At 68.7% G+C, this 21,355-nt stretch carries 8 protein-coding genes; 7 read left to right on the forward strand and 1 reads right to left on the reverse strand.

Features of this window, described 5'->3' with window-relative positions:
- Positions 1-12: 12 nt before the first annotated feature.
- From AC07NB_RS01970 to AC07NB_RS01980, 3 genes are all read left to right on the forward strand, one after another.
- On the forward strand, positions 13-14,715 hold the full coding sequence (locus tag AC07NB_RS01970; RefSeq protein ID WP_494571549.1) for a YDG domain-containing protein: 14,703 nt from the start codon (positions 13-15) through the stop codon (positions 14,713-14,715).
- Between the two features lie 181 nt (positions 14,716-14,896).
- The gene (locus AC07NB_RS01975) at positions 14,897-15,721 is read left to right on the forward strand and encodes a SapC family protein (RefSeq protein WP_494571550.1); all 825 of its coding nucleotides are present in this window, start codon (positions 14,897-14,899) and stop codon (positions 15,719-15,721) included.
- Positions 15,722-16,170: 449 nt separating this feature from the next.
- On the forward strand, positions 16,171-16,935 hold the full coding sequence (locus AC07NB_RS01980) for an NRDE family protein (protein WP_494571551.1): 765 nt from the start codon (positions 16,171-16,173) through the stop codon (positions 16,933-16,935).
- Here the strand turns inward: AC07NB_RS01980 and AC07NB_RS01985 are convergent.
- Positions 16,932-18,431, reverse strand: a complete 1,500-nt coding sequence (locus AC07NB_RS01985; protein ID WP_494571552.1) for a S41 family peptidase — start codon at positions 18,429-18,431, stop codon at positions 16,932-16,934. The genes AC07NB_RS01980 and AC07NB_RS01985 overlap by 4 nt on opposite strands.
- A 150-nt stretch (positions 18,432-18,581) precedes the next feature.
- Here AC07NB_RS01985 and AC07NB_RS01990 point away from each other — a divergent pair, with 150 nt between their 5' ends.
- The 4 genes from AC07NB_RS01990 to AC07NB_RS02005 are packed head-to-tail and all read left to right on the forward strand — an operon-like array spanning position 18,582 to position 21,353.
- Positions 18,582-18,974, forward strand: a complete 393-nt coding sequence (locus AC07NB_RS01990; RefSeq protein ID WP_494571553.1) for a GntR family transcriptional regulator — start codon at positions 18,582-18,584, stop codon at positions 18,972-18,974.
- Positions 18,971-19,924 carry an ABC transporter ATP-binding protein gene (locus tag AC07NB_RS01995; protein WP_494571554.1) on the forward strand — a complete coding sequence of 318 codons (954 nt, stop codon included), beginning with the start codon at positions 18,971-18,973 and terminating at the stop codon, positions 19,922-19,924. Before AC07NB_RS01990 ends, AC07NB_RS01995 begins: the two co-directional genes overlap by 4 nt.
- Positions 19,921-20,712, forward strand: a complete 792-nt coding sequence (locus tag AC07NB_RS02000; RefSeq protein ID WP_492313295.1) for a hypothetical protein — start codon at positions 19,921-19,923, stop codon at positions 20,710-20,712. The genes AC07NB_RS01995 and AC07NB_RS02000 overlap by 4 nt, the downstream gene beginning before the upstream one ends.
- A complete protein-coding gene (locus tag AC07NB_RS02005) occupies positions 20,712-21,353 on the forward strand; it encodes a DedA family protein (protein ID WP_494571555.1) in 642 nt (213 codons plus the stop codon). Before AC07NB_RS02000 ends, AC07NB_RS02005 begins: the two co-directional genes overlap by 1 nt.
- Positions 21,354-21,355 lie beyond the last annotated feature (2 nt).

Here is a 21,355-nt window from a genome sequence, read left to right on the forward strand (position 1 = left end):
GGAGAGACCGCCATGAAAAACCAGATCGCTTCCCGTAGAGCCCAACTTCTGGCGCGCTCGGCCCTGTGCGGCGTCCTCGCCGCCATGACGATCGGCGCGAGTTCCGCCATGGCCCAGGTCACGGGCGTGGGCACGATCGGCTCGACCAACAGCAACGGCGGAGCCGTCGGCGTCGCCTCGGGCGGCGGCGTGACGAACATCACCACCAACGCCGGCCGCTCGATCATCAACTGGAACAACCTCACCGTCACGCCGACGGAGGCCCTGAACTTCTACTTCAACAACCGCAGCGACATCGTGGTGAACCGCGTGGCGGGCGCGGCCTCGATCGACGGCGTCCTGAACGGCTGCATGTCCACCTGCGGCGTCAACGGCGGCAACATCTGGATCCTGTCGTCTGGCGGCGTCCTGATCGGAGCCAACGCCCAGATCAACACCGGCGGCTTCCTCGCCTCGACCGGCAGCCTGACCGACAGCGACATCCTCGACGGCGACATGAATTTCGCCTTCACCGGGGCCCCGGCGAACAGCACGATCAGCGTCGCCGGCGGGGCCTCGCTGAACACCAACGGCGGATCGCTGGCGCTGATCGCGCCGATCATCACGACCGCCGCGGGTTCGACCGTCACCGCGACCAACGGGGGCGACGTCGTCTACGGCTCGGCCGAGACCTACAATGTCACCTTCGCGCCGACCGGCGCCGACGACCTGGATCTGATCACCTTCGAGGTGCCGTCGAGGGCCGACGGCGCCGGCGGGACGCCGGGCCTGACCCTGAACGGGACGACCAACGCCAACCAGGTGTTCGCGGCCATCGTGTCCAAGAGCGGCGTGGCCGCCAGCATCCTGCTGGGCGGCGACATCACGGCGACCGCCGCCTCGGGCGAGAACGGCGACATCGTGCTTTCGGCCGGATCGGGCTTCGTCAACGGAACGCCGCTCAACCCCGGGGGCGGGTTCGACGGCAGCATCACCCAGAACGCCGGCTCGACCCTGACCGCCGCCAACGTGACGATGCGCGCGGCGGACGCCATCGTCGCCGGCCCGATCAACGCCACGGGCCAGGTCTGGCTCGACTCGGCGTGGGCCGGGATCAGCCAGGTCGGCGCGATCACGGCATCGTCGCTGCGGGCCGAGGCGGGGGCGGGCATCGACCTGACCGACGTCGGCAACGACTTCGACACCATCAGCCGCCTCGACAACAACGGCGCGGGCACGGTCAGCCTCACTGACGCCGACGGTTTCGAGATCACCGGCGGAATCGACAACTGGGTTACCGCCGGCACGGTCAACCTGACTGCTCTGAACGGTTCGATCACCCAGAGCGGCATGGGTCGTATCTGGGCCGGAACCCTGAACGCCAACGCCACCGGCGACATCGCCCTGGGAACCCTCACCAACCATCTCGCTACGCTCGGAACCCTGACGGCGGGCGGCGCCATCAGCTATCGCGGCGGCACGAACTTCAACCTTAATGGCGCCGTCACGGCGGCCAGCCTCATCTTGCGCTCGGACACCGGCGCGATCACCCAGACCGGCGCCCCCCTGAACGTCGGCCAACTGTCCGTCCATGCCGAGACCGGGATCAACCTCAACAGGGTCAGCAACCAGATCGACGAGATCACTGGCCTGTCGACCACCTCCGGCGACATCATCCTGATCAGCAACGGCGACCTGTCGCTCGCCGGGAATGTAACCGGCAGCGGGATAGTGTCGTTCCTGGTCTTCAGCGGGGCGATCACCCAGAACAGCGGCGTCATCACCGCCAACACTTTCGGCGCCACAGCCGACGCCGGCCTCAATCTGGGCGGTGAAAACCAGGTCACCCAACTGGGGCGTCTGCTGGTCGGTGGAACGGGCGACATCACCTTCCGCAACGCCGGCGCCCTGGTCCTGACCGACGACATCATCGCGGCCGGCGACAGTGTGAACCTGTATTCCACGTCGGGCGCCATCACCCAGAGCAGCGGCGCGATCATGGCCAACCGGCTGACCGCGCGCGCCGCGGCGGACATCCAGCTCAATACCGCCACCAACGACGTCGCGACGATCGGCGGCTTGGCCAGCACCGGCGGCTCCATTCTCTATCGCGACGCCAACAGCTTCGACATCCAGGGCGACATCAGCACCGGGTCCAGCGCGGGCGTGGTGCTGCGCACCGTCGGCGCCGGCGCCACGATCACCCAGACGTCCGGGATCATCGACGTCGGCTTCTTCGGCGCGAACTCCAACGGCTCGATCACGATCAACGGCGCCAACAACCAGATCCGCCGCCTCGTCGCGACCAGTTCGGGCGCGGGCAGCGTCTCGATCAGTACCACCACAGATCTCGCGATCGGGCAGCCGGTCACGGCCAGTCAGGCCCTGTCGCTGGCGTCCGGCGGCCGGATCTATCAGGACAGCGCGGGCTACGTCGTCGCGAACACCCTGAACCTGAGCGCCGTCACCGGCATCAGCCTGCCGAACGTCGGGCCGATCTTCGTCAACAGCGTCCAGAACCTGGGGACGATCACCAACACGACGAGCGGCGGCATCGTCATCGCCAACTACAGCGGCTCGAACACCGGATTGGTCGGCAACATCACCGCGGCGGGTCAGTCGGTGTCGATCACCGACGTCGCGGGGGGGCTCAACCAATCCGGCGGGATCATCACGGCGGGCACCCTGTCGTTGTCGGCCACCGGCGGGATCAGCGCGACCCGGAACAATGTCATCGGCAGCCTCGGCGCTGTGACCGCCGACGGAAACGTCGCCATCACCAATGTCGGCGACCTGAACCTGACCGGCGACGTGAATACGGGCGGCGGCGACCTGAGCCTGAGGTCGAACACGGGTCAGATCCAGCAGACCGGCGGCGTGGTCACCGCCAATGTCGCCAACCTGCAGGCCGCCGGCCGCATCTGGCTGAACAACGCCAACGCCGTGACCAATTTCGGCACGGTGACCGCCAGCGGCCACATCCTCCTGAGGAACGACTCTTCGCTCGTCGTCGGCGGCGACATCACCGCCAACGGTTTCGATGTGACGCTGAGGTCGAACACCGGCTCGATCACCCAGACCGCCGGCAGCGACATCGTCTCGCAGTATCTTCAGGCAATCGCCGCGACCGGCGTAACCCTGACAAACGCCGGCAACAACATCGGCGAACTGGCCTGGCTGCAGAGCAACAGCGGGGGCGCGGCCTTCAGCCAGACGAACGGTTTCAGCGTCAGCGCCGTCCTCATGAGCGGCCAGGCCGTAAACCTGACCTCGCTGGCCGGCTCCATCACCCAGAACGCCGGATGGAGCATCAACGCCGGCACGTTGAGCGCCAGCGCAGCCGGGAACCTGACGTTCGACCAGACCAACAACAGCATCGCCAACCTGGGCGTTATCAGTTCTGGAGGCGCCTTCACGTTCCTGAACGGCTTCGGCTTCGATCTGACCGGAAACGTCACCGCCACGACCAGCGTCGCGCTGACCGCCCTGAACGGCGGCTCGATCAGCCAGGCCGGCGGGATCATCACCACCGGCAGCATCACCGCCAACGCCGGCGGCGACCTGACCCTGGGCGGCCTCAACCAGATCGCTTCCATCGGCGGCCTGAGCGCCGGCCAGAACCTGCTCTACCGGCAGGTCGGCGATCTCTCCGTTCCCACGATCAGCGCAGCCGGCACGGTCAGCCTCTACTCGACCACGGGCGACATCAGCCAGACCGGGACGATCACCGCCGACACCCTGACGCTCGGCGCCGGCGGCGACATCACCCTGGGCGAGAACTTCGTCTCCAGGCTGGGCCGGATCGACGCCGGCGGGAGTTTCAGCGCCGTGCAAGGCCTCGGCCTGTCCTCCGGCGCACTGGAGCTGACCGACGACATCACGGTCGGCGGGTCGATGGTGCTGGTGAATCACGGCGCCATCACCCAGACCGGCGGCGCCATCACCGCCGCCAACCTATTCCTCGACACCGACGGCGTCCTGACGCTGACCGGCGCGAACAGTATCAGCGGCTACACCTCGTTGACCGCGCAGGACGCCACCTTCAACGCGGCCGGCGACCTGAACATCCGGGTCAACACCACGGGATCCGCCACGATCACCTCGACCGGCGCGGTCGTCATCGACGGCGGCGGCGTCTCGACCGGCGACACGCTGAACATCCATGCGGTCAACGGCATCTCGCAGGGCGCCGGCGGGCTGAACTTCGTCAATTTCGGAAATCTGACCAACACCACCAGCGGCGGGATCAGCCTGACCAACAGCAATTGGTTGAACCTGACCGGCGCCATCAGCGCGGTGGGGCAGGGGGTGACGCTGAACGTCGCCAACGGCGGAATCATCCAGAACGGCGGCAGCAACATCAACGCCAGACGGCTCAGCGTGACGACGACGCAAGGTGCGATCATCGGTGAGATGAACCAGGTCGCGGAACTGGGCGTCATCAATGTCGGGGCCCACAATTTCAGCTTCCGGACCCTGGGCGACCTCCTGATCGACGGCGACATCACCTCGGCCCTGAACGTCATGCTGACCTCGGCGACGGGCGGCGTCACCCAGACGGCGGGAAGTGACATCACCGCCGGCGGGCTCAACGTTTGGGCCGAGACCGGCATCAACCTGACCAACGCAGGCAATAACGCCACCAGGATCCTCGGCCTGTTCAACCTGGGCAGCGGCGGCATCGCCTATGGCCAGACCAACGGCATCCTCATCGACGGCACCATCCGGGCGCTGAACCAGACGGTCAGCCTGACTTCGGTTGCCGGCGGCATCTCCGAGACCAACAACATCTTCTTCCCGCAGATCGAAGCGGGCACGCTCAACCTTTCGGCCGGCGGCGCGATCACGCTCCACCGCGACAACGACGTCGACAACCTCGGCGTCGTCTCGGCCGGCGGCGACTTCACCTTCAACGACGTCGACGGCTTCAACCTGAGCGGAAACATCAATTCCGGCGCTGCGGTGCTGACCGCCCGGAACGGCTCGATCGTCCAGACCGGCGGCGTCCTCACCGCCACCAGCCTCAACGCCAACGCGACGGGCGCCCTGGACCTGGATCGCGCAAACGCCGTCAGCGGCAACGTCACCCTGACGGCCGGCGGCGACGCCGTCTACCGCAACGCCGGCTCGCTCCGCATAGGCGGGGCGTCGGCGGGCGGCTCGATCAGCCTCCGTTCGAACACGGGCGCCGTCACCCAGGTCGGCGCGATCACCGGCGGGACGCTGAACGTTGCGGCGGTTACCGGGATCACGCTCAACGACGCGGGCAACGACATCGACGCCCTCGGGACCGTAAGCAACACCACCAACGGCCAGATCAGCTTCACCAACGCCGGCGGCTTCGACCTGACCGGCGCGATCACCGCCGGGGGAAGCCAGTTCGTTAACCTGACCTCGATGAACGGCGGGATCACGCAGCAGGCCGGCGGGACGATCACCGCCCAGGTCCTGGGTGTAAGCGCCTTTTCCGGCGGCGTGACGCTGGGCGGCGACAACGACGTCGATGCGCTGGGGCTGGTCGTCGCCGGCTCGTCCTTCGTCTTCAACGATATCGACGACTTCGACATCACCAGCGTGCTCAATGCACAGACAGCGGACCTGACCGCCGGCGGCGCCATCACTCAGAGCTCCGGCAATCTGAACGTCGGCACGCTGTCGCTGACGGCGGCGTCCGTCGCGCTGGACGGCGCGAACAACATCATCGTTCTCGGCGATGTCGACGTCACCGGGAACATGAGCTTCTCGGACGTCAGCGACTTCCTGCTGGACGGTACCCAGACCGTCCGCGGGACCCTCGCTCTGGCGGCCGGCGGGGCCATCACCCAACAGGGCGGCGGTCTCGACGTCGGGCGGCTGGAGATCGACGCCGGCGGCGGCGTCGCCATCAACCTGGGCGGCAACGCCATCGACGTCCTAGGCGACGTCACCTCGACCAACGGCGACATCGCCATCATCAACACCGCGTCGAGCGCATTGGAAATCGACGGCGAGGTGTCCGCCGCCGCCAACGGCCGAACCGTCTACATCAGCTCGGTCAGCAGCGGCATCACCATGACCTCCGCCGGCTCGATCAGCTCCGGGGCGGACATGGAGCTGAGGGGCGGTGGTGACGTCGTGCTCGGAAACATCGACGCCGGCGGCACGCTGACGGTCGTCTCCGCCGGCGGTTCGGTCAGCTCGACCGCCGCGCCGACCATCACCGCGGCCCGGCTCACCGGCACGGCGACCGCCGGCAGCTTCATCCTGACCGGTTCCAATATCGACATCGACGAGATCGGCTACATCGAGGTCGGGGACACCTTCTCGATCACGGGCAACAACGGCCCGCTCGACCTTTCCAACAACATCATCGCCCAGACGGTGTTGCTGGGCACGACCGGCGCCCTGACCCAGACCGGCGGTAGCGTCGATGCGACCACGGGCAGCTTCTCGGCGGGCGGCAGCCTCACCATGGGAACCTCCAACGCCGTCGACACCGTCAATCTGAACGGCGCGAGCGTCACCTACACCAGCGCCGGCGGCTTCGCGGCCAACGTGATCACCTCGCCCGGCGCCGTCAGCCTGACGTCGACCACCGGCAGGATCACCCAGACCGCCCTGACCGGCCGGATCGTCGCCGACAGTCTGACCGCCTCGGCGGCCACGGGGCTGGAGTTCTTCGGCGGTCAGAACGACATCCGGGTCCTGGCGGGCCTCAGCAGCACCAGCGGCGGGGTCACCTACCGTGACATGGGCGGCTTCGAGATCACCGGCGACATCAACGCGGCGGGCCAGACCGTCGAACTGGCCTCCGACGGCGCGGGCGCGGACGGGAACGACATCGTCCAGACGAGCGGTGTGATCACCGCCAACCGTCTGCAGGGGACCTCGGCAGGCGATCTGCTGTTCAACAGCGCCAACGGGGTCGGCCAACTCGGCTCCCTCACCGCCGGCGGCGACATCCGCTACCGCGGCGCCGGAAGCTTCACCCTGCAGGACAACGTAACCGCCGGCGGCGGATTGATGCTGAACTCCGACACAGGGTCGATCCAGCAGTTCGGCGGCGCGATCACCGCCGCCGCCTTCTCCGGAAGCGCGGCGCAGGGCATCATCCTGACCCGCGTGAACGACGTCGACACCCTCGGCGCCGTCGACTCGGGCGCGGGCGATTTCAACTTCCGCGACGTCGACTCCATCGACATCGGGGGGCTTGTCACCTCGGGCAGCGCCGTCATGCTCCAGGCGGGCGGCGACATCACCCAGAGCAGCGGTTCGATCGTCACGGGCGCGCTGAGCCTGTTCGCCAACGGCCGGATCGATCTCGGCGGACCGGGCAACGACATCGGCAGCCTGGCCGCCGGCTTCGCCGGGACCGACTTCCGCTTCGTGGATGTCACCGATTTCTCGCTGGACGGCAACATCTTCGCGGGCGGCGTGATGACGTTGTCGGCCGGTGCGGGGAACATCAACCAGAACGCCGGCGTCATCACGGCCGGGACCCTCAACGCCAGTGCGACGGGCGAGCTCAACTTCACCCGTGCCAACGTGGTGACGACGCTCGGGAACCTGTCGGCCGGCGACAGGATTTTCTTCAGCAATGCCGACGGCTTCTCGATCGCCGGAAACCTCATCAGCGATCAGATCGTGCTGACGTCCCAAGACGGCGGCGTCACCCAGACCGGCGGCGCGATCACCGCCGGCGCGCTGGCTGTAGACGCGGAGCTTGACGTCATCCTTGGCCAGGCCGGAAACGACGTCGATACGCTCAACCTCGTCTCGGTCCGCAACGGGGGCTTCACCTATCGGGATGTCGACTCGGTCAGCCTCAGCGGCCCGGTGTCGATGACCGGCGTCGCGACCTTCGATGTCGGCGGCGACCTGACCCAGTCGGGAACCGGCCTGATCAGCGCCAGCCGCGTCCAGGGCTCAGCCGGCGGGGCCTTTGCGCTCGGCGACCTGGCCAACAATGTCGGGCAGCTCGGCCCGATCACGGCGGACCGGATCGCCTTCGTCAGCAGCGGCGGCCTGAACCTGGCCGGCGCCCTGACCGCAACCAACGGCGTGGAGCTGAAGGCCGACACCGGCATCACCCAGTCGATCGGCGCCGCCATCACCGGGACGACCCTGCGCGCCCAGGCCAACGGCGACATCACCCTGGACCAGGACAACGACCTGGATTCTGTGACCCTGCTGTACTCGCAGTTCGGCGACATCAGCTACAGCGACATCGACGGCTTCTCGTTCGATCCCACGGTCTACGGCGACATCTGGACCACGGGGACGATGACCCTGAGGGCCGGCTCTACCGGCGGCATCAGCCAGACCGGCGCCGGACTGCGCGCCGGGACCCTGATCGTCAGCGCGGGCGGCGACATCGTTCTGGGTGAGCTGAACCGGATCGACGTGCTGGGCGCCTCGTCGTCCGGCGGCTCGGCGTTCACCGTCGTCAATGACGGCGACCTGGACATCACGGGCGACATCTCGGTGACGGGCCCCCTGGGCGCGCTTTCGCTGACGTCCAACAGCGGCGCGGTCAATCAGATCGCCGGTGAGATCGACGCCTATGTGGTGCATGGCTCGGCGGCCGGGGACTTCACGCTGACCAGCTTCACCGGCGCTCTCGGCAATATCGCCAGCTCCGCCGGCGATATCGACATCAGCAACACCGGCGACATCACCCTGTTCGGCCTTCTGCAGACGGGGCGCGCCAACAGCGTCAGCCTGCTGAGCAGCGGCGGCGGCATCTGGCACGGCATCGGCCGTATCGAGACCGGAACCCTGAACCTGAGCGCCGTGACCGGGATCGCCCTGGACGGGGCCCAGGGTAACGACATCGATCGTCTGGGCGTGGTCGGCACCGGGTCCAACTTCACCTTCGCTGACGACAACGATTTCGCCCTGACCGGCGACATCACCATCAGCAGCATCGGCGGCCATGTCGGGCTGCGGTCGAACGGCGGCGCGATCACCCAGACCGGCGGCGTCATCACCGCGCACGATCTGAATCTCGACGCCGCGACCGGCCTGGACCTCAGCGGCGCCAACATGGTCGACAAGGTGACCATCGCCAACGGCGCGACCGGCGCGGTCGTCTTCTCCAACGCCCGAGCGCTGACCGTGCTGGGTGCGACGAGCACGGGCGACGTGACCATCAGCACCAGCACCGGCCTGCTGACCCTGAACGACGTCACGACCGGCGGGCTGATCCGCCTGGCCGGCGCGGGCGGCGTCTTCGCCGGCGGGACGCTCACCACGGACGGGGATGTCGATGTGTCCGCATCCGCGGGCGACATCGAGATCCGGAACATCATCGCCGGCGACGACGTCACGGTGATCGCCGCCGACGGCGGCGCGCAGCTCTGGAACCTGATCCTGACCGGCGCCAGCGACGGCGAAGGTACGGGGCAGAATGTCTTGATCTCGGCCTCGGGCGACGCCTTCCTGGGCGCCCGGGACGAGGCCGGCATCGGCCTCTACGCCAGCGATCTGAACCGCTCGGGCGGGGTGGGGACGATCAGCGTCATCTCGAGCGGCGGGGACGCCGGGGTCTTCCTGACCTCCATCGGCTCAAGGATCGATACGCTCACCGCAGGCGGCGCGACCGGCACGGCCACGATCGTCGCGAGTACCGGCGACATCCGCGCCGGGACGGTGACCGGGCACAACGTCGTGCTGAAGGCCGCCGACGGCGACGTCGACCCGGACGCCGTCAGCATCGGCGGCGGCGACTACACCCTGACCGGCCGGGACTTCCTGTCGGGCGCATTCGGGTTCACCGGCACGGCGCGCGATATCTCGATCACCGACACCGCCGGGGCTCTGACCCTGAACGCCGATATGACGGCGCAGCGCCACCTGACGATCAACGCCGTCGGCGATGTTCTCGGCGGCCGGGCGCTGGTCGCCGGGGCGGACGCGGCGGGGCAGGGGAACCTGAGCATCCTGGCCACCGGCATCGTCGCCAGCGCCATCGGCGCTGACGGCGACGTCACCCTGGACGCCGGGTCGGGTCATATCGACGTCGGCACGCTGGTCGTGATGAACGACTACAGGCTGAGCGGCGGATCCTTCTCCGCCGGCGCGCTGAGCCCCATCGGCGCGATGGCCGGAACCTGGACGCTGACCGACACCGGCGGGTTCGACTTCACTGGCCTGACGCTGACCTACAACGGCGACATCGAGATCAACGCCGCGGACGTCATCACCGGCGGCCTCGTGCAGTCGATCCTCGGATCGGTGCGGATCGGCGGTCCCGCCGACATCGACATCGACGGCCTGTACGCCGCCCACGATGTCACCGTCACCTCGGCCGGGGCCCTGACCGCGGGCTCCGCGACGGCTTACGGCGGAAGCATCAACCTGACCGGCGCCTCGGTGACCGTCGCAGGCTACGCCGACGCGTCCGGAAATGTCCTGGTGACGGCCACCAACGGCGCGGCAGACATCGGCGCGGCCACGGCTGGGGGCGACATCACCGTGCTGGCGACGAGCGGTTCGGCCCGCCTCGGCGCCGCCTCCCTCACAGGCCTGACGGGCGACCTGCTCGTCTCGGCGACCGACGGCGACGCGACCCTGGGGGCCGTCGACCATACCAGCATCAGTACGGACAACGTTCTGACCCGCGCCGCCGGCGGCACGGGAAGCGTCACGGTCACCGCCGCGAACGGCGATGCGCGGGTCTATCTCGATACCACCAACACCGCCCTGAACCTGCTTCAGGGCGCCAACGTCGATGTCACGATCGCCTCGGGCTCCGCGGCGTTCGACACGCTCACCGCGCTGAACGGCGACGTCTATGTCGAGACCCTGGACGGCGCCCTCACGATCGGAGACGCCACCGCCGCCAATGGCGGGGTCTCGTTCTATGCGGCGGGCGGCGGCCTGACCCTGCTCGGCAGCGTCTTCGGCGCGTCCGAGGTCATCGCGCAGACCGACGGCCTCCTGGACGGCAGCCAGGCCGTGTCGATCACGACGGGCGGCGATCTGAACCTGTCCGGCGGCGATGTGCTGCTGAACGCGATCTCGGCCGACGGGGATATCACCGTGGCGGCCACGGACGGCGACGCCTACGTCGAGTTCGCGAACGCGGGCGGCCTGCTGCAGGTCGGCTCCATCTCGGGGAACGCCACCCTTCGCGGTGCGGAAGCCGGCGACGGCATCGGCGTGTTCGCGGCCCGTACCGCCACTTTCGGAGCTGACACCAAGGCCCTGATCACCGCCGACAACCGGGGCGTGATCGGCGCCTGCGGCTGCGGCGGCATCGTGGTCGCCTCGATGTCCGGCGACGTCAACGTCAACCTCGACAGCGTCTTCGGCGATTTCGCGGCGATCAGCGCCATCACGGGCAACGTCAACGTCAACCTGCTGCACGGCGATCTGACCATCGGCGAGCTGTCGGGCCGCAACATCACCGTCGAGGTCTCCGCCGGCTCCATCGAGACCGGGGCGGGGGGCTCGCCCATCGGCGCCAACGTCACCGGGGGCAGCTACAGCATCACGGCCCAGGACTTCCTCGGCGACGTCCTCAACCCGCTTCTGCAGGACGAGTTCGGCGCCCCGTCGACGCTGCGGAACTACACCATCGTCGATACGCTCGGCGGACTGGACATGACCGGCGTCAACATCGCGGCCCAGGGCGATATCCGGATCGAGGTCCGCGGCGCGGGCGCGTTGACCGGCGACGCCCAGCTGGCGGCCGATGGCGACGTGACCGTCACCGCGGGGGCGATCCAGGCCGACGTCATCACCGCCGGTCGCGACCTCGATCTGGATGCGAGCGCGGGAGCCGTAAACGTCGCGACCCGCGTCACGGTCGGCAGGAACTATACGCTTGTCGGCCGGGACTTCTCGACCGCCGCCCTGAGCCCTCTGGGGGCCAGGACCGGCGACCTGAACATCACCGACACCTTCGGCGACCTGGACTATTCCGGCGCGACTCTTCGCTACGGCGGCGACATCAATATCCAGTCGGTCGGGCTTGTGGTCGGCGGCGACGTCACCAGCGACAACGGCGACATCCTGATCCAGGGCGGCGTGGGTATCGACAGCGGCGCGCTGTCGGCCGCGAACGGCACGGTCGACGCCTACGGCTACGGCGCCGCCGGCGTCACGGTCGCCTCGGCCACGGCCAGGGATTCGATCTACATCTACAGCTCCAGCGGCGACGCCGTTCTCGGGGCGGCCGCGCTGCTCGGCGCGGGCGCCAACCAGCTCCGCGTGCACGTGGACGGCGGATCGGGGAACGCGGTGTTCGGCAGCGTCCTGACGGGCGGCGTCACGGCCGCGAACCGGTTCAGCTCCGCGGGATCGACAACGACGGCCGACATCTCCAGCACCGGCGGCGACGCCTTCGTCCACCTGGACAGGGCGGACGCCGTGAGTTCGGTCTTCGCGAGCCGGAATGTCGGCGTCGTCGTCCGCAACGGCGACTTCACCCTCGGGTCGGTCATGGCCGTTGGCGGCCGTGTCGACGTCGAAGGACCGACGGGCGAACTGACGATCGGGGCCTTCAACGCCGCGTTGGGCGCCCAGATCGTCGGCGCCGACATCACCCTCACGTCCGGCGCCGTCGGCGAAGACCTGATCGTGGACGCCAGCGGCGACATCCGCTTCCTGGGAACGGGCCGGATCGCCGCCGCCGGCGACGCCTCGCTGAGCGCCGGCGGGAGCATCTCGCAGGCCAGCGACGCCAGCTTCACGGCCGCCAGCCTGACCGTCGACGCCGGTGACGCCGTCAGCCTGCTCGGTCTCAACGACATCGCGACCCTCGGTGCGGTCGACGTCGCGAGCGGCGGCTTCGCCTATCGCAGCGTTCGCGTGGGCGGAGTCGAGATCGTCGGGGCGATCAACGCCGCCGGCCAGGCGGTGGACCTGCGCGCGGAGAACGGCCCTCTGACCCAATCGGGCGCGGGGGTCATCGTCGCCGGGCGGTTGACTGGATCCGCCGACGGCGGAGCCAGTCTGGGTGCGGCCAACCGGATCGACCAGCTGGGCGACTTCGTCGCGACCGGCGGGGGCTTCTTCCTGAACATCGACGGAGCGCTGAGCGTCGTCGGCACGGTGGACAGCGCCGCCGCGCTCCGGATCCAATCGGGACCGATGACCATCGACTCCACCGGCACGATCCGTTCCGCCGGTTCGGGAGATGCGGTCATCCTGGCCTCGAACGGCGTCTTCACCAACGACAGCGGCGCTGACGCGGTGCAGGTGGCGAACGGCCGCTGGCTGATCTACAGCCAGGCCGCTGGGAATCCCGGCGGGTCCACTTCGGGCAACAATTTCGGCGGTCTGGGGGGCAGAAGCTACTACGGCTCGGCCTACGACTTCGGCTCCGGCGCTTTCAGCGGCGCGCCCAATGCGGGCAACAGGTTCGTCTACGCCTATCAGCCCACGCTTACGGTGACGCCGATCAATCAGCGGGTCACCTACAATGGCCAGATTCCGACGTTGAGCGCGCTCATCTCCGGGCTCATCAACGGCGATCTGGCGGCGGACGCCTGGTCCGGCGCCCCGCTGCTTTCGGGGGCCACCAGCCGGAACGCCGGGACCTACGGGCTGTCCGCCTCGCTCGGCTCGTTGCTGTCGGACATGAACTACGCCTTCTCGTTCGGCTCCGGCACGCTGATCATCGACCCCAGAGCCCTGACCGGAAGGGTCATCGCCGACAACAGGGTCTATGACGGAACCACCGGGGCCACGGGCTCCATCGGTCTGACGGGCGTGGTTGCGGGCGATAACGTCGGGGCCAGCGGGACGCTGACGTTCGACAACCGCAACGCCGGGCTCGGCCGGACCGTGAACGCCACCAACGCCACCCTGTCCGGGGCTGACGCCGGCAACTACACGCTGGCCGGCGTCACGAGCGGGATCGCCGACATCCTGCGGCGCAGCCTGACCGGCGTGCTGACGGCGAACAACAAGGTCTACGACGGGACGACGACCACCACAGGCTCCATTGGCCTGACGGGGGTCGTGGCCGGCGATACGGTCACCGCCAGCGGGACCTTCAACTTCGCGGACAGGAACGCGGGCGTGGGCAAGGTGGTCACCGCCAGCGGCCTGGTCCTGTCCGGGGCCGACGCGGGCAACTATGATCTGGGGCCGATATCCGGCGTGGCGGACATCCTGCGCCGCTCGATCGACGGAACGGTCGTCGCGGACAACAGGGTCTACGACGGAACCACCGGGGCCACCGGGTCGATCAACCTGACCGGCGTCATCGCGGGCGACACCGTCGGGGCCAGCGGAACGCTGACGTTTGACAATCGCAACGCCGGCGTCGGCCGGACGGTGAACGCCACCAACGCCAGCCTGTCCGGGGCTGACGCAGGCAACTACACCCTGACCGGCGTCGCGAGCGGGATCGCAGACATCCTGCGCCGGGCGATCAGCGTCACGGCGAACAACCAGACCAAGCGCTTCGGCCAGGTGGATCCCACCCTGACCTATGTCGTCGGCGGGAGCGGCCTCGTCCAGGGCGACGTTCTGACGGGCGGCCTGGCGCGCACCGCCGGTGAGATCGCCGGCGCCTACGTCATCCAGCAGGGTGATCTGGCGGCGTCGTCCAACTACGTCGTGACCTTCACGCCGGGCGAGTTCGTCATCCAGATCCCGCCCGCGGGCGGGATCCAGAGCCTGCAGATGCTGCGCGCCATCGGCGAAACCCCGGTCTTCGCGCTTGACCAGGACCCGTCACCCGATCTGATCGTGTCCGACGCCGGGCAGGGGCAGAATCCGGAGGAGCGCCCGTCCCATTGAGTGCTCTTGCCTGATCCAGCGCTCAGGCGGTTCTCTGTCCTTCCGGCGGGTCGCGAACGGCGGCTCGCCGGAGGTCTGAAGGTCTTGGCGGCGACGATCAGGCCCGGGCTTCGGCGAGAGCATGCAGGACCCGCAACCACGACCGGCGTCCGCGCCGCTATCCCCTCCAAGGAGTAGATGCATGTCTTCCGAACCCAAGGCCCCGGGCGCGCCCGCGCCCCTGTCCGGCCTTCCGCTGTTCTATCGCGCGCCGGAGCCGCTCTCGGCGGCCGTCCACGGCGCCTGGCGGCTGAAGGACGGCGACGTGTCGTTCGCCGCGGACACGCCTTTCGTGCCGATCGTCGTCGGCGAACTGGCGGCCTCCGCGCGGTCCTATCCGATCGTCTTCGCGGCCGGCAACGCCCAGCCGATCGCGGTGCTGGGTCTCGAACGGGCCAATCTGTTCGTCACCAACGGGGCCTGGGCCCAAGACGCCTATCTTCCGGCCTATGTCCGTCGTTATCCGTTCGGCTTCATCGCCACGGCCAACCCGGAGCGGTTCGCGCTGGCGATCGACGGGGCCTCGGACCGGGTCGTGCGGACGGGGGGAGACGGCGTCGCGCTGTTCGACGAGGACGTCAAACCCAGCGCAACGACCCGGCAGGCCCTGGCGTTCTGCGAGGTCTTCCAGTCGGAAGTCGCGGCGACCACGGCGTTCGTCGAAGCCTTGAAGGCGCAGGACCTGCTGATTGATCGCCGCGCCGACGCAACGTTGCCGGACGGCCGCAAGCTGGGCCTCGAAGGCTTCCAGATCGTCGACGCCGGGAAGTTCGCGGGGCTGGCCGACGACGTCGTGCTGGATTGGCATCGCAGGGGATGGCTCGCGCTGGTGCATTTCCATCTATCGTCACTTGACCGGTTCTCCGCGCTCCTGACCCTGCAGACCGCGCGGACCGCCGCTCCGGCGCCGGCCAAGGCCTCGAAGAAGCCGAAGGCGCGTGTGGAGTCCGCCCCTGCGGACACCTAGGTCCGGCTCGGGCGTGGCTTGTTTCCCCGAGGGGAGCGCCGCCCGCTCTTGATGTGAAACTGTCGTCTGGCCGACATACCGGGGTTGTTCGGCCGGTCCTGCGCGTCCGCCAGGCCTTCTCCGCGGGCGTGAATTTCGGCGTGGTCGACTTCGATCTCACCGCCGAGGATCCCACGGTGCGGTTCGAACTTCGGGACGAAGGCGGCCAGGCGGCCAGGCGGCCTGGCCCGCGGTCGTGGTTCGCGCATCGGAGCTGAAGCCGGGACGCCGCTCCTGGCCCGACAAGGTCGACGCCGTCTCGCAACGCCGGTGGAACGCCGTCCAGGCCGGGGACGCCTATTACGGGACGTAGCGCCGCGCACAGGGCGCGTCTCCAACATCGGGGGTGACGTGCGGTCGGGCCTCGCCTAAGCCAGCGGGATGTCGGCCAGCCTCGAACAGGAGCTCGCATGTGCGTTCTAGCCTTCGCCTGGCGCGCCCATCCTCGCTGGCGCCTCGTTCTCGCCGGCAATCGCGACGAACTGCATACGCGGCCCGCCGATCCGTTGGCGAGATGGCCGGGCGCGGATCACGTCCTGGCGGGGCGTGACCGGCTTTCGGGCGGAACCTGGCTGGGCGTGTCCGAACAGGGCCGGCTTGCCGTGGTGACCAACCTGCGAGGTTTCGGCGGACCGAAGACCGACGCTCCGTCCCGTGGTCTGTTGCTCAGCGACATGTTGCGGGGCGGGGGCGACTTCCAGAACCCGTCCGACGCCGTGCTGGAGACCTTCAGCCCGTTCAACCTGATCCGCGTCGAGAAGGACGAGGCGGTCTTCTGGACCAATCAACCCGCGCCGGTTCGCCGCCCGCTGACGCCGGGCCTCTATGGTCTTTCCAACGGCGAACTGGATGAACCCTGGCCGAAGACCCTTCACCTCAAGGCGACCCTGGCGGGCTGGCTGGAGGGCGCGGCGGACCACCCCGAGATGCTGCTCGACGGCCTTCAGGACGAACGACTGGGCGTGGACGGTTCGATCCCCGCGCAGCCGTCCGACGTTCCGTTCGAGCCGCGCAACTCGTCCGTCTTCATCCGCGGGCCGGTCTACGGCACCCGCTGCGGGACGGTGGTGGCGATCGACGCCGAGGGGCGGGGACGCATCCTGGAACGCCGCTTCGACGCGGGCGGCCAGATCATGGGCGAGACCGATCTGGCCTTCTCATTTTCGGGGGCCTAGTCCGCCGCCTGCAGTTCCCGCACCCAGGCCTGGAGCGCCTGCTCGTCGGCCATGTTTCCGGCATAGGCGTGCGCCGGAATCTGCGGTTCGTTGTTGCCCCGGGCCCGGCCGCGATAGACCTTCATCGGGATCCACACCCTGGCCAAGCCGCTGGGCAGGGCGGCTTCGCGCAGCTCCATATAGACGGTGTCGGCATTGGTCTCGCGACCGATCTGGACGGCGCCCAGCGTCTTCCACAGATCGACGGCGTCCAGGCAGGCCGAGCCGCAACGGAAGTCGGTCAGGACGTAAACTGTCCCCTTCATCGGATTTTCCGGCGGAACGGGGTAGGTGGGTGGGGTCTCCGGCGTGTTCTGATCCCGCCACAACGGTTCGCCGACGGCTATCGCGTTCTGCATTCCCGCGATGGCGTTGTCCGCCCAGGCGATCATCTGGGGGTCGCCATTGGCCACGGTCAGCTGATCGCGGAACGCCTTGAGACCCGCGATATTGGCTTCGGACGCCCGCCAGTCGACGCTTTCGATCGGGGCCAGGGGATGGGTCGTGGCCCAGTCTCCGCCCCAGAGGGTCAGCGCCAGACGCGCGCTCCAGTGCGAAGACCCGCCGCCGTTGTCGCGGACGTCCAGAACCACATAGGGCGCGGCGCGCAGACGGGCCTGGCTTTCCGTCGCCTGCGTTAGCAGGGTCGTGAGGGCGGCATAGGCTTCGGACGTGGGGTCGCCGTTGAAGGAGGGCATCGACAGCCACACGCCGCCGTCGTCCAGCGTTTTCATGCCGAAGCCGGGTGAAACCCGTTGGGCGAGGGCGGTGCGGCGGGCGCCGAGGTCCTGGGCTTCGATCGCGCGCCAGTTCAGGCGGTAGGATCGCGCGACGCCCTGGGTCTCGAAGCGACACTCCGACATCTCCGGGATCCACGGATTGCTCGGACTCATGAAGACCCAGTCGCCGAACTGGACCTTCTGCGCTTCAAGGACCCAGCGTCCGCGGAAGGCGCCGACGCGGCGCTCGGCCAGGGTCGCGGCGTCCACGCCGTCGCAGGCGATCAGCCTGGCGCCCAGGGGAGGGCTGTCGCGGTCGGCCTCGTCCCGGCTGGCGACCACCTGGTCGGCGCCCTGATAGACGGTCAGGAAGCCCGGCCAACGCGTCGGGAAGCCGCCCTGGTTGGTCAGGCCGATGTCCACATGGCCGTCCTCGAACCCGGCGATCAGGCCGCGCATGGCCCACCACCAGCCGCCGGCGTCCGTCGTCGTTTCCGCCCGTTGACGCGCCTCGGCCAAGCCCGCCTCGACCCGTTGGCGGAAGGCCGGATTGCGGTCGTCATACAGGCCGGGGTGCGTCTCTTCGATGATGCGGCCCAGGGCGTCGACATCGCCCTTCAGCGTCGCGGACCAGTCGCGGGGAGAGGTCATCCATTCCGGCTGCGCCTGCTGCGCCCAGACCGGCGGCGCCAGAAGCGCCATCACCGCCGTACACAATCCCCACTGCCGCAGACGCATTCGATACCCCCCGAATTGAGCGCCGGAAGCTAGATTCCGCGAGGCAAAAAGCAACGGCTGTTTGAGCGATCCGTGATCGCCCGCGACACCGCCGCTTGACGTCCGTGCTCTAGGTGTATTAGTGAACTAGTACACTAGAGGTGAGCCCCTTTGCCCTTTACGATCGATCCTTCAGACAGCCGACCGATCTACGTCCAGATCATGGACGAGATCCGGCGCGCCATCGTCGTCGGCGCCTTCGCGCCGGACGATCCGCTGCCGTCGGTCCGCCAGCTGGCCGGCGATCTGCGCGTCAATCCGAACACTGTGTCCCAGGCCTATCGCGAGATGGAGCGGGACGGCCTGGTCTACGTCCAGCGGGGGCAGGGGACGTTCGTCGGTTCGGCCCGGCCGCTTGAGGACGACCGCCGCGCCCTTCTGGCCGAGGTCGCGCAGCGAGCCCTGATCGAAGCGCACCGTCACGGCCTGGGGGTGGACGAATTCATCGACGCGATCCGGGACGCCGCCGCGGGCGCCGCCCCGACGAGGACTTCATCAGAATGACAATCCCAGACCTCATCCCGACGCCCGATCTCGACGGGGCTGCGCCCGAAACGCGGGGCGGCCTGTCCATCACGACGCGACGGCTCTCGAAGACCTACCGGCGCGAAGCCGCGCTCACGGATGTCGCTCTGACGGCGCCGGCGGGCGCGGTCTACATGCTTGCGGGGGCGAACGGGGCCGGCAAGACGACCCTGTTGCGGATCCTCCTGAACCTGGAACGCGCCGACAGCGGCGAGATCCGCGTCGGAGGGCTGGACCCCCGACGCCAGGGTCCGGCCGTGCGCGCGCAGCTGGGCTATGTCCCGGATCGCTTCGACACCGGACCCGGCTGGATGAGCGCGGGCCTGTGGCTGGAGCAGCGCTCCGCCTACTATCCGGCCTGGGACGCCGGCTATCTGGACGCCCTGTGCCGGCGGCTTGAGATCGATCGCGGCCGGAAGCTGGGTCAACTGTCCAAGGGGCAGGCCCGGCGTGTGCAGCTCGCGGCGGCGCTGGCCCATCGGCCGGCCCTGCTGGTGCTCGACGAGCCCATCGATGGACTGGATCCGGTGGCGAAGGACGCCTTCCTGGGCCTGGTGTCCGATCATTTGGCCGACACCGGCTGTACGGTCCTGGTCTCGTCGCACCAGATTCACGAAATCGACGGCCTGACCGATCATGTCGGCGTCCTGGCGGCGGGCCGCCTGATGTTCCAGGGCTCACGCGAGACGTTGCACCGGACCTTGAAGGTCTATTCCGCGGGAGGGCCGGACGGCTGGGCCGGGCCGCCGGATCTGGCGGGCGTGCTCCACAAGGGGCGGTTCGGTCGGGACATCCAGTGGACCGTCCAGGGCGAGGAGGCCGACATCGTGGCCCGCATCGCCGCGTCCGGCGGACAGGTTCGCAACGTGGCTCCGCTCAATCTCCATGACGCCGTCGTCACCCTGATGCGTGGAAAGGATCCGGCATGACCGAGGCCCGGATTGCAGCAACCCCCGATGTAAGCGCCGTCCTGCGCGCCCAGGTGCGGTTCATCGGGCGCGCGCTACGCCCCGAGTTCATCGCGCTGGCCGTGGTGCTGGGGCTCGTGACCTTCATGGGGCTCAGCTTCGTCATCCTTCAGGGCGACGCCGTGGACTACCCGCATGAGCTGATGATGCTGGTTCCGCTCACCGCTTTTGTCCTGCCGCTCAGGCTGTGGTCGACGCAGCGCCTGTTCGACCGCAGCGATTTCTGGACCCTGCCGGTCGAGCGACAGAAGCACGTGCTGATCCGGGGCGCGGCGGGCGCCGTCTGGGTCCTGGGCCTGACGGGTCTGGTGGTGGCGTGGTTCAGCGTCCTGGCGGCGGTTTCGGGCGGATTGGCTGTCGGGTGGGGCGTGGGGGGGATCTGGTTCTATCTCGTGCCCTTCGGCGCGGCGCTGGTGGCCTATCTGGCGGGATCGGTGCTGGTGGTCGGCCTTCGCTATCCGGTGCGTTGGTTCGTGGTCCTGGCGCTGGTGTTCTTCATCGGGGCCGACATGGGACCGGACCGACTGGTTTCGGCGGTCACGGAAGTGCTCGGCGAGGGCGCGCTGGGTCTGGACACGGCCCTGACCGGCGGCGTCGGGATGTGGCGCGAACAGGTCGAAAGCGCCGGTCCGGCGACGGTGGTCGATCCGCCCGCGGTCGGTCGTTGGGCGCTGGCCCTGCTGTTCTGGATCGGCCTGGGCCTGACCCTGCTGGGCCTGGCCTCCGCCCGGCACCGGGAGCGGAACTGATGGAAGGCTTCACTCAGGACACCGCCGCCTTCATCGCGCGAAACGCCATCTGGGCCGGTCCCTTGCTGGGGATGCTGACCTTCGGCGAATCCCTCGCGGTCGTGGGCGCCTTCGTGCCGGCCACGGTCCTGATGCTGATGGCCGGAGGATTGGTGGCGGCCGGGGTTCTTCCGCTCTGGGCCGTTCTGGCCTGGTGCGTGGCGGGCGCGGTCCTGGGCGAGGCGGCGTCGTACGGCCTCGGACGGCGGGCCGGATGGTCGTTCGTTCGTGCGCCAGTCCTGCGCCGCCATCGCCGGTCGATCGCCCGGGCCCGGCTGTACTTCAGCCGCTACGGCGTCGTCGCCATCTTCGCCGGCCGGTTCATGGGCCCGATCCAGGCCTTCGTTCCGCTTGTCGCCGGCATCACCCGCATGACGCGCCTCCGGTTCCAGGTCGCCAATGTCGCGTCGGCCCTGGTCTGGGTTCCGGTCATGCTGGCGCCCGGATATCTCGCCGGCGGCGGCCTGGCGGGGCTGTCGCGGGAGATGCTGCACCTCCTGGCCGCCGTCGCCGTCCTCCTGATCGGCATCGTCCTGACCCTGGAGCCGCTTCTGAAGGACCGGCTTCAGGACCTCACGTTCAGCGCCCGCCGACCGGCGTAGCG

It is taken from the genome of Brevundimonas sp. GW821-FHT09G01 (assembly GCF_059416065.1).

Bases quoted from the DNA above. Each gene is read 5' to 3' on its own strand.
- AC07NB_RS01980 (WP_494571551.1), top strand. From the start codon at position 16,171: ATGTGCGTTCTAGCCTTCGCCTGGCGCGCCCATCCTCGCTGGCGCCTC.
- AC07NB_RS01975 (WP_494571550.1), top strand. From the start codon at position 14,897: ATGTCTTCCGAACCCAAGGCCCCGGGCGCGCCCGCGCCCCTGTCCGGC.
- AC07NB_RS02005 (WP_494571555.1), top strand. From the start codon at position 20,712: ATGGAAGGCTTCACTCAGGACACCGCCGCCTTCATCGCGCGAAACGCC.
- AC07NB_RS01970 (WP_494571549.1), top strand. From the start codon at position 13: ATGAAAAACCAGATCGCTTCCCGTAGAGCCCAACTTCTGGCGCGCTCG.
- AC07NB_RS02000 (WP_492313295.1), top strand. From the start codon at position 19,921: ATGACCGAGGCCCGGATTGCAGCAACCCCCGATGTAAGCGCCGTCCTG.
- AC07NB_RS01985 (WP_494571552.1), bottom strand. From the start codon at position 18,431: ATGCGTCTGCGGCAGTGGGGATTGTGTACGGCGGTGATGGCGCTTCTG.
- AC07NB_RS01995 (WP_494571554.1), top strand. From the start codon at position 18,971: ATGACAATCCCAGACCTCATCCCGACGCCCGATCTCGACGGGGCTGCG.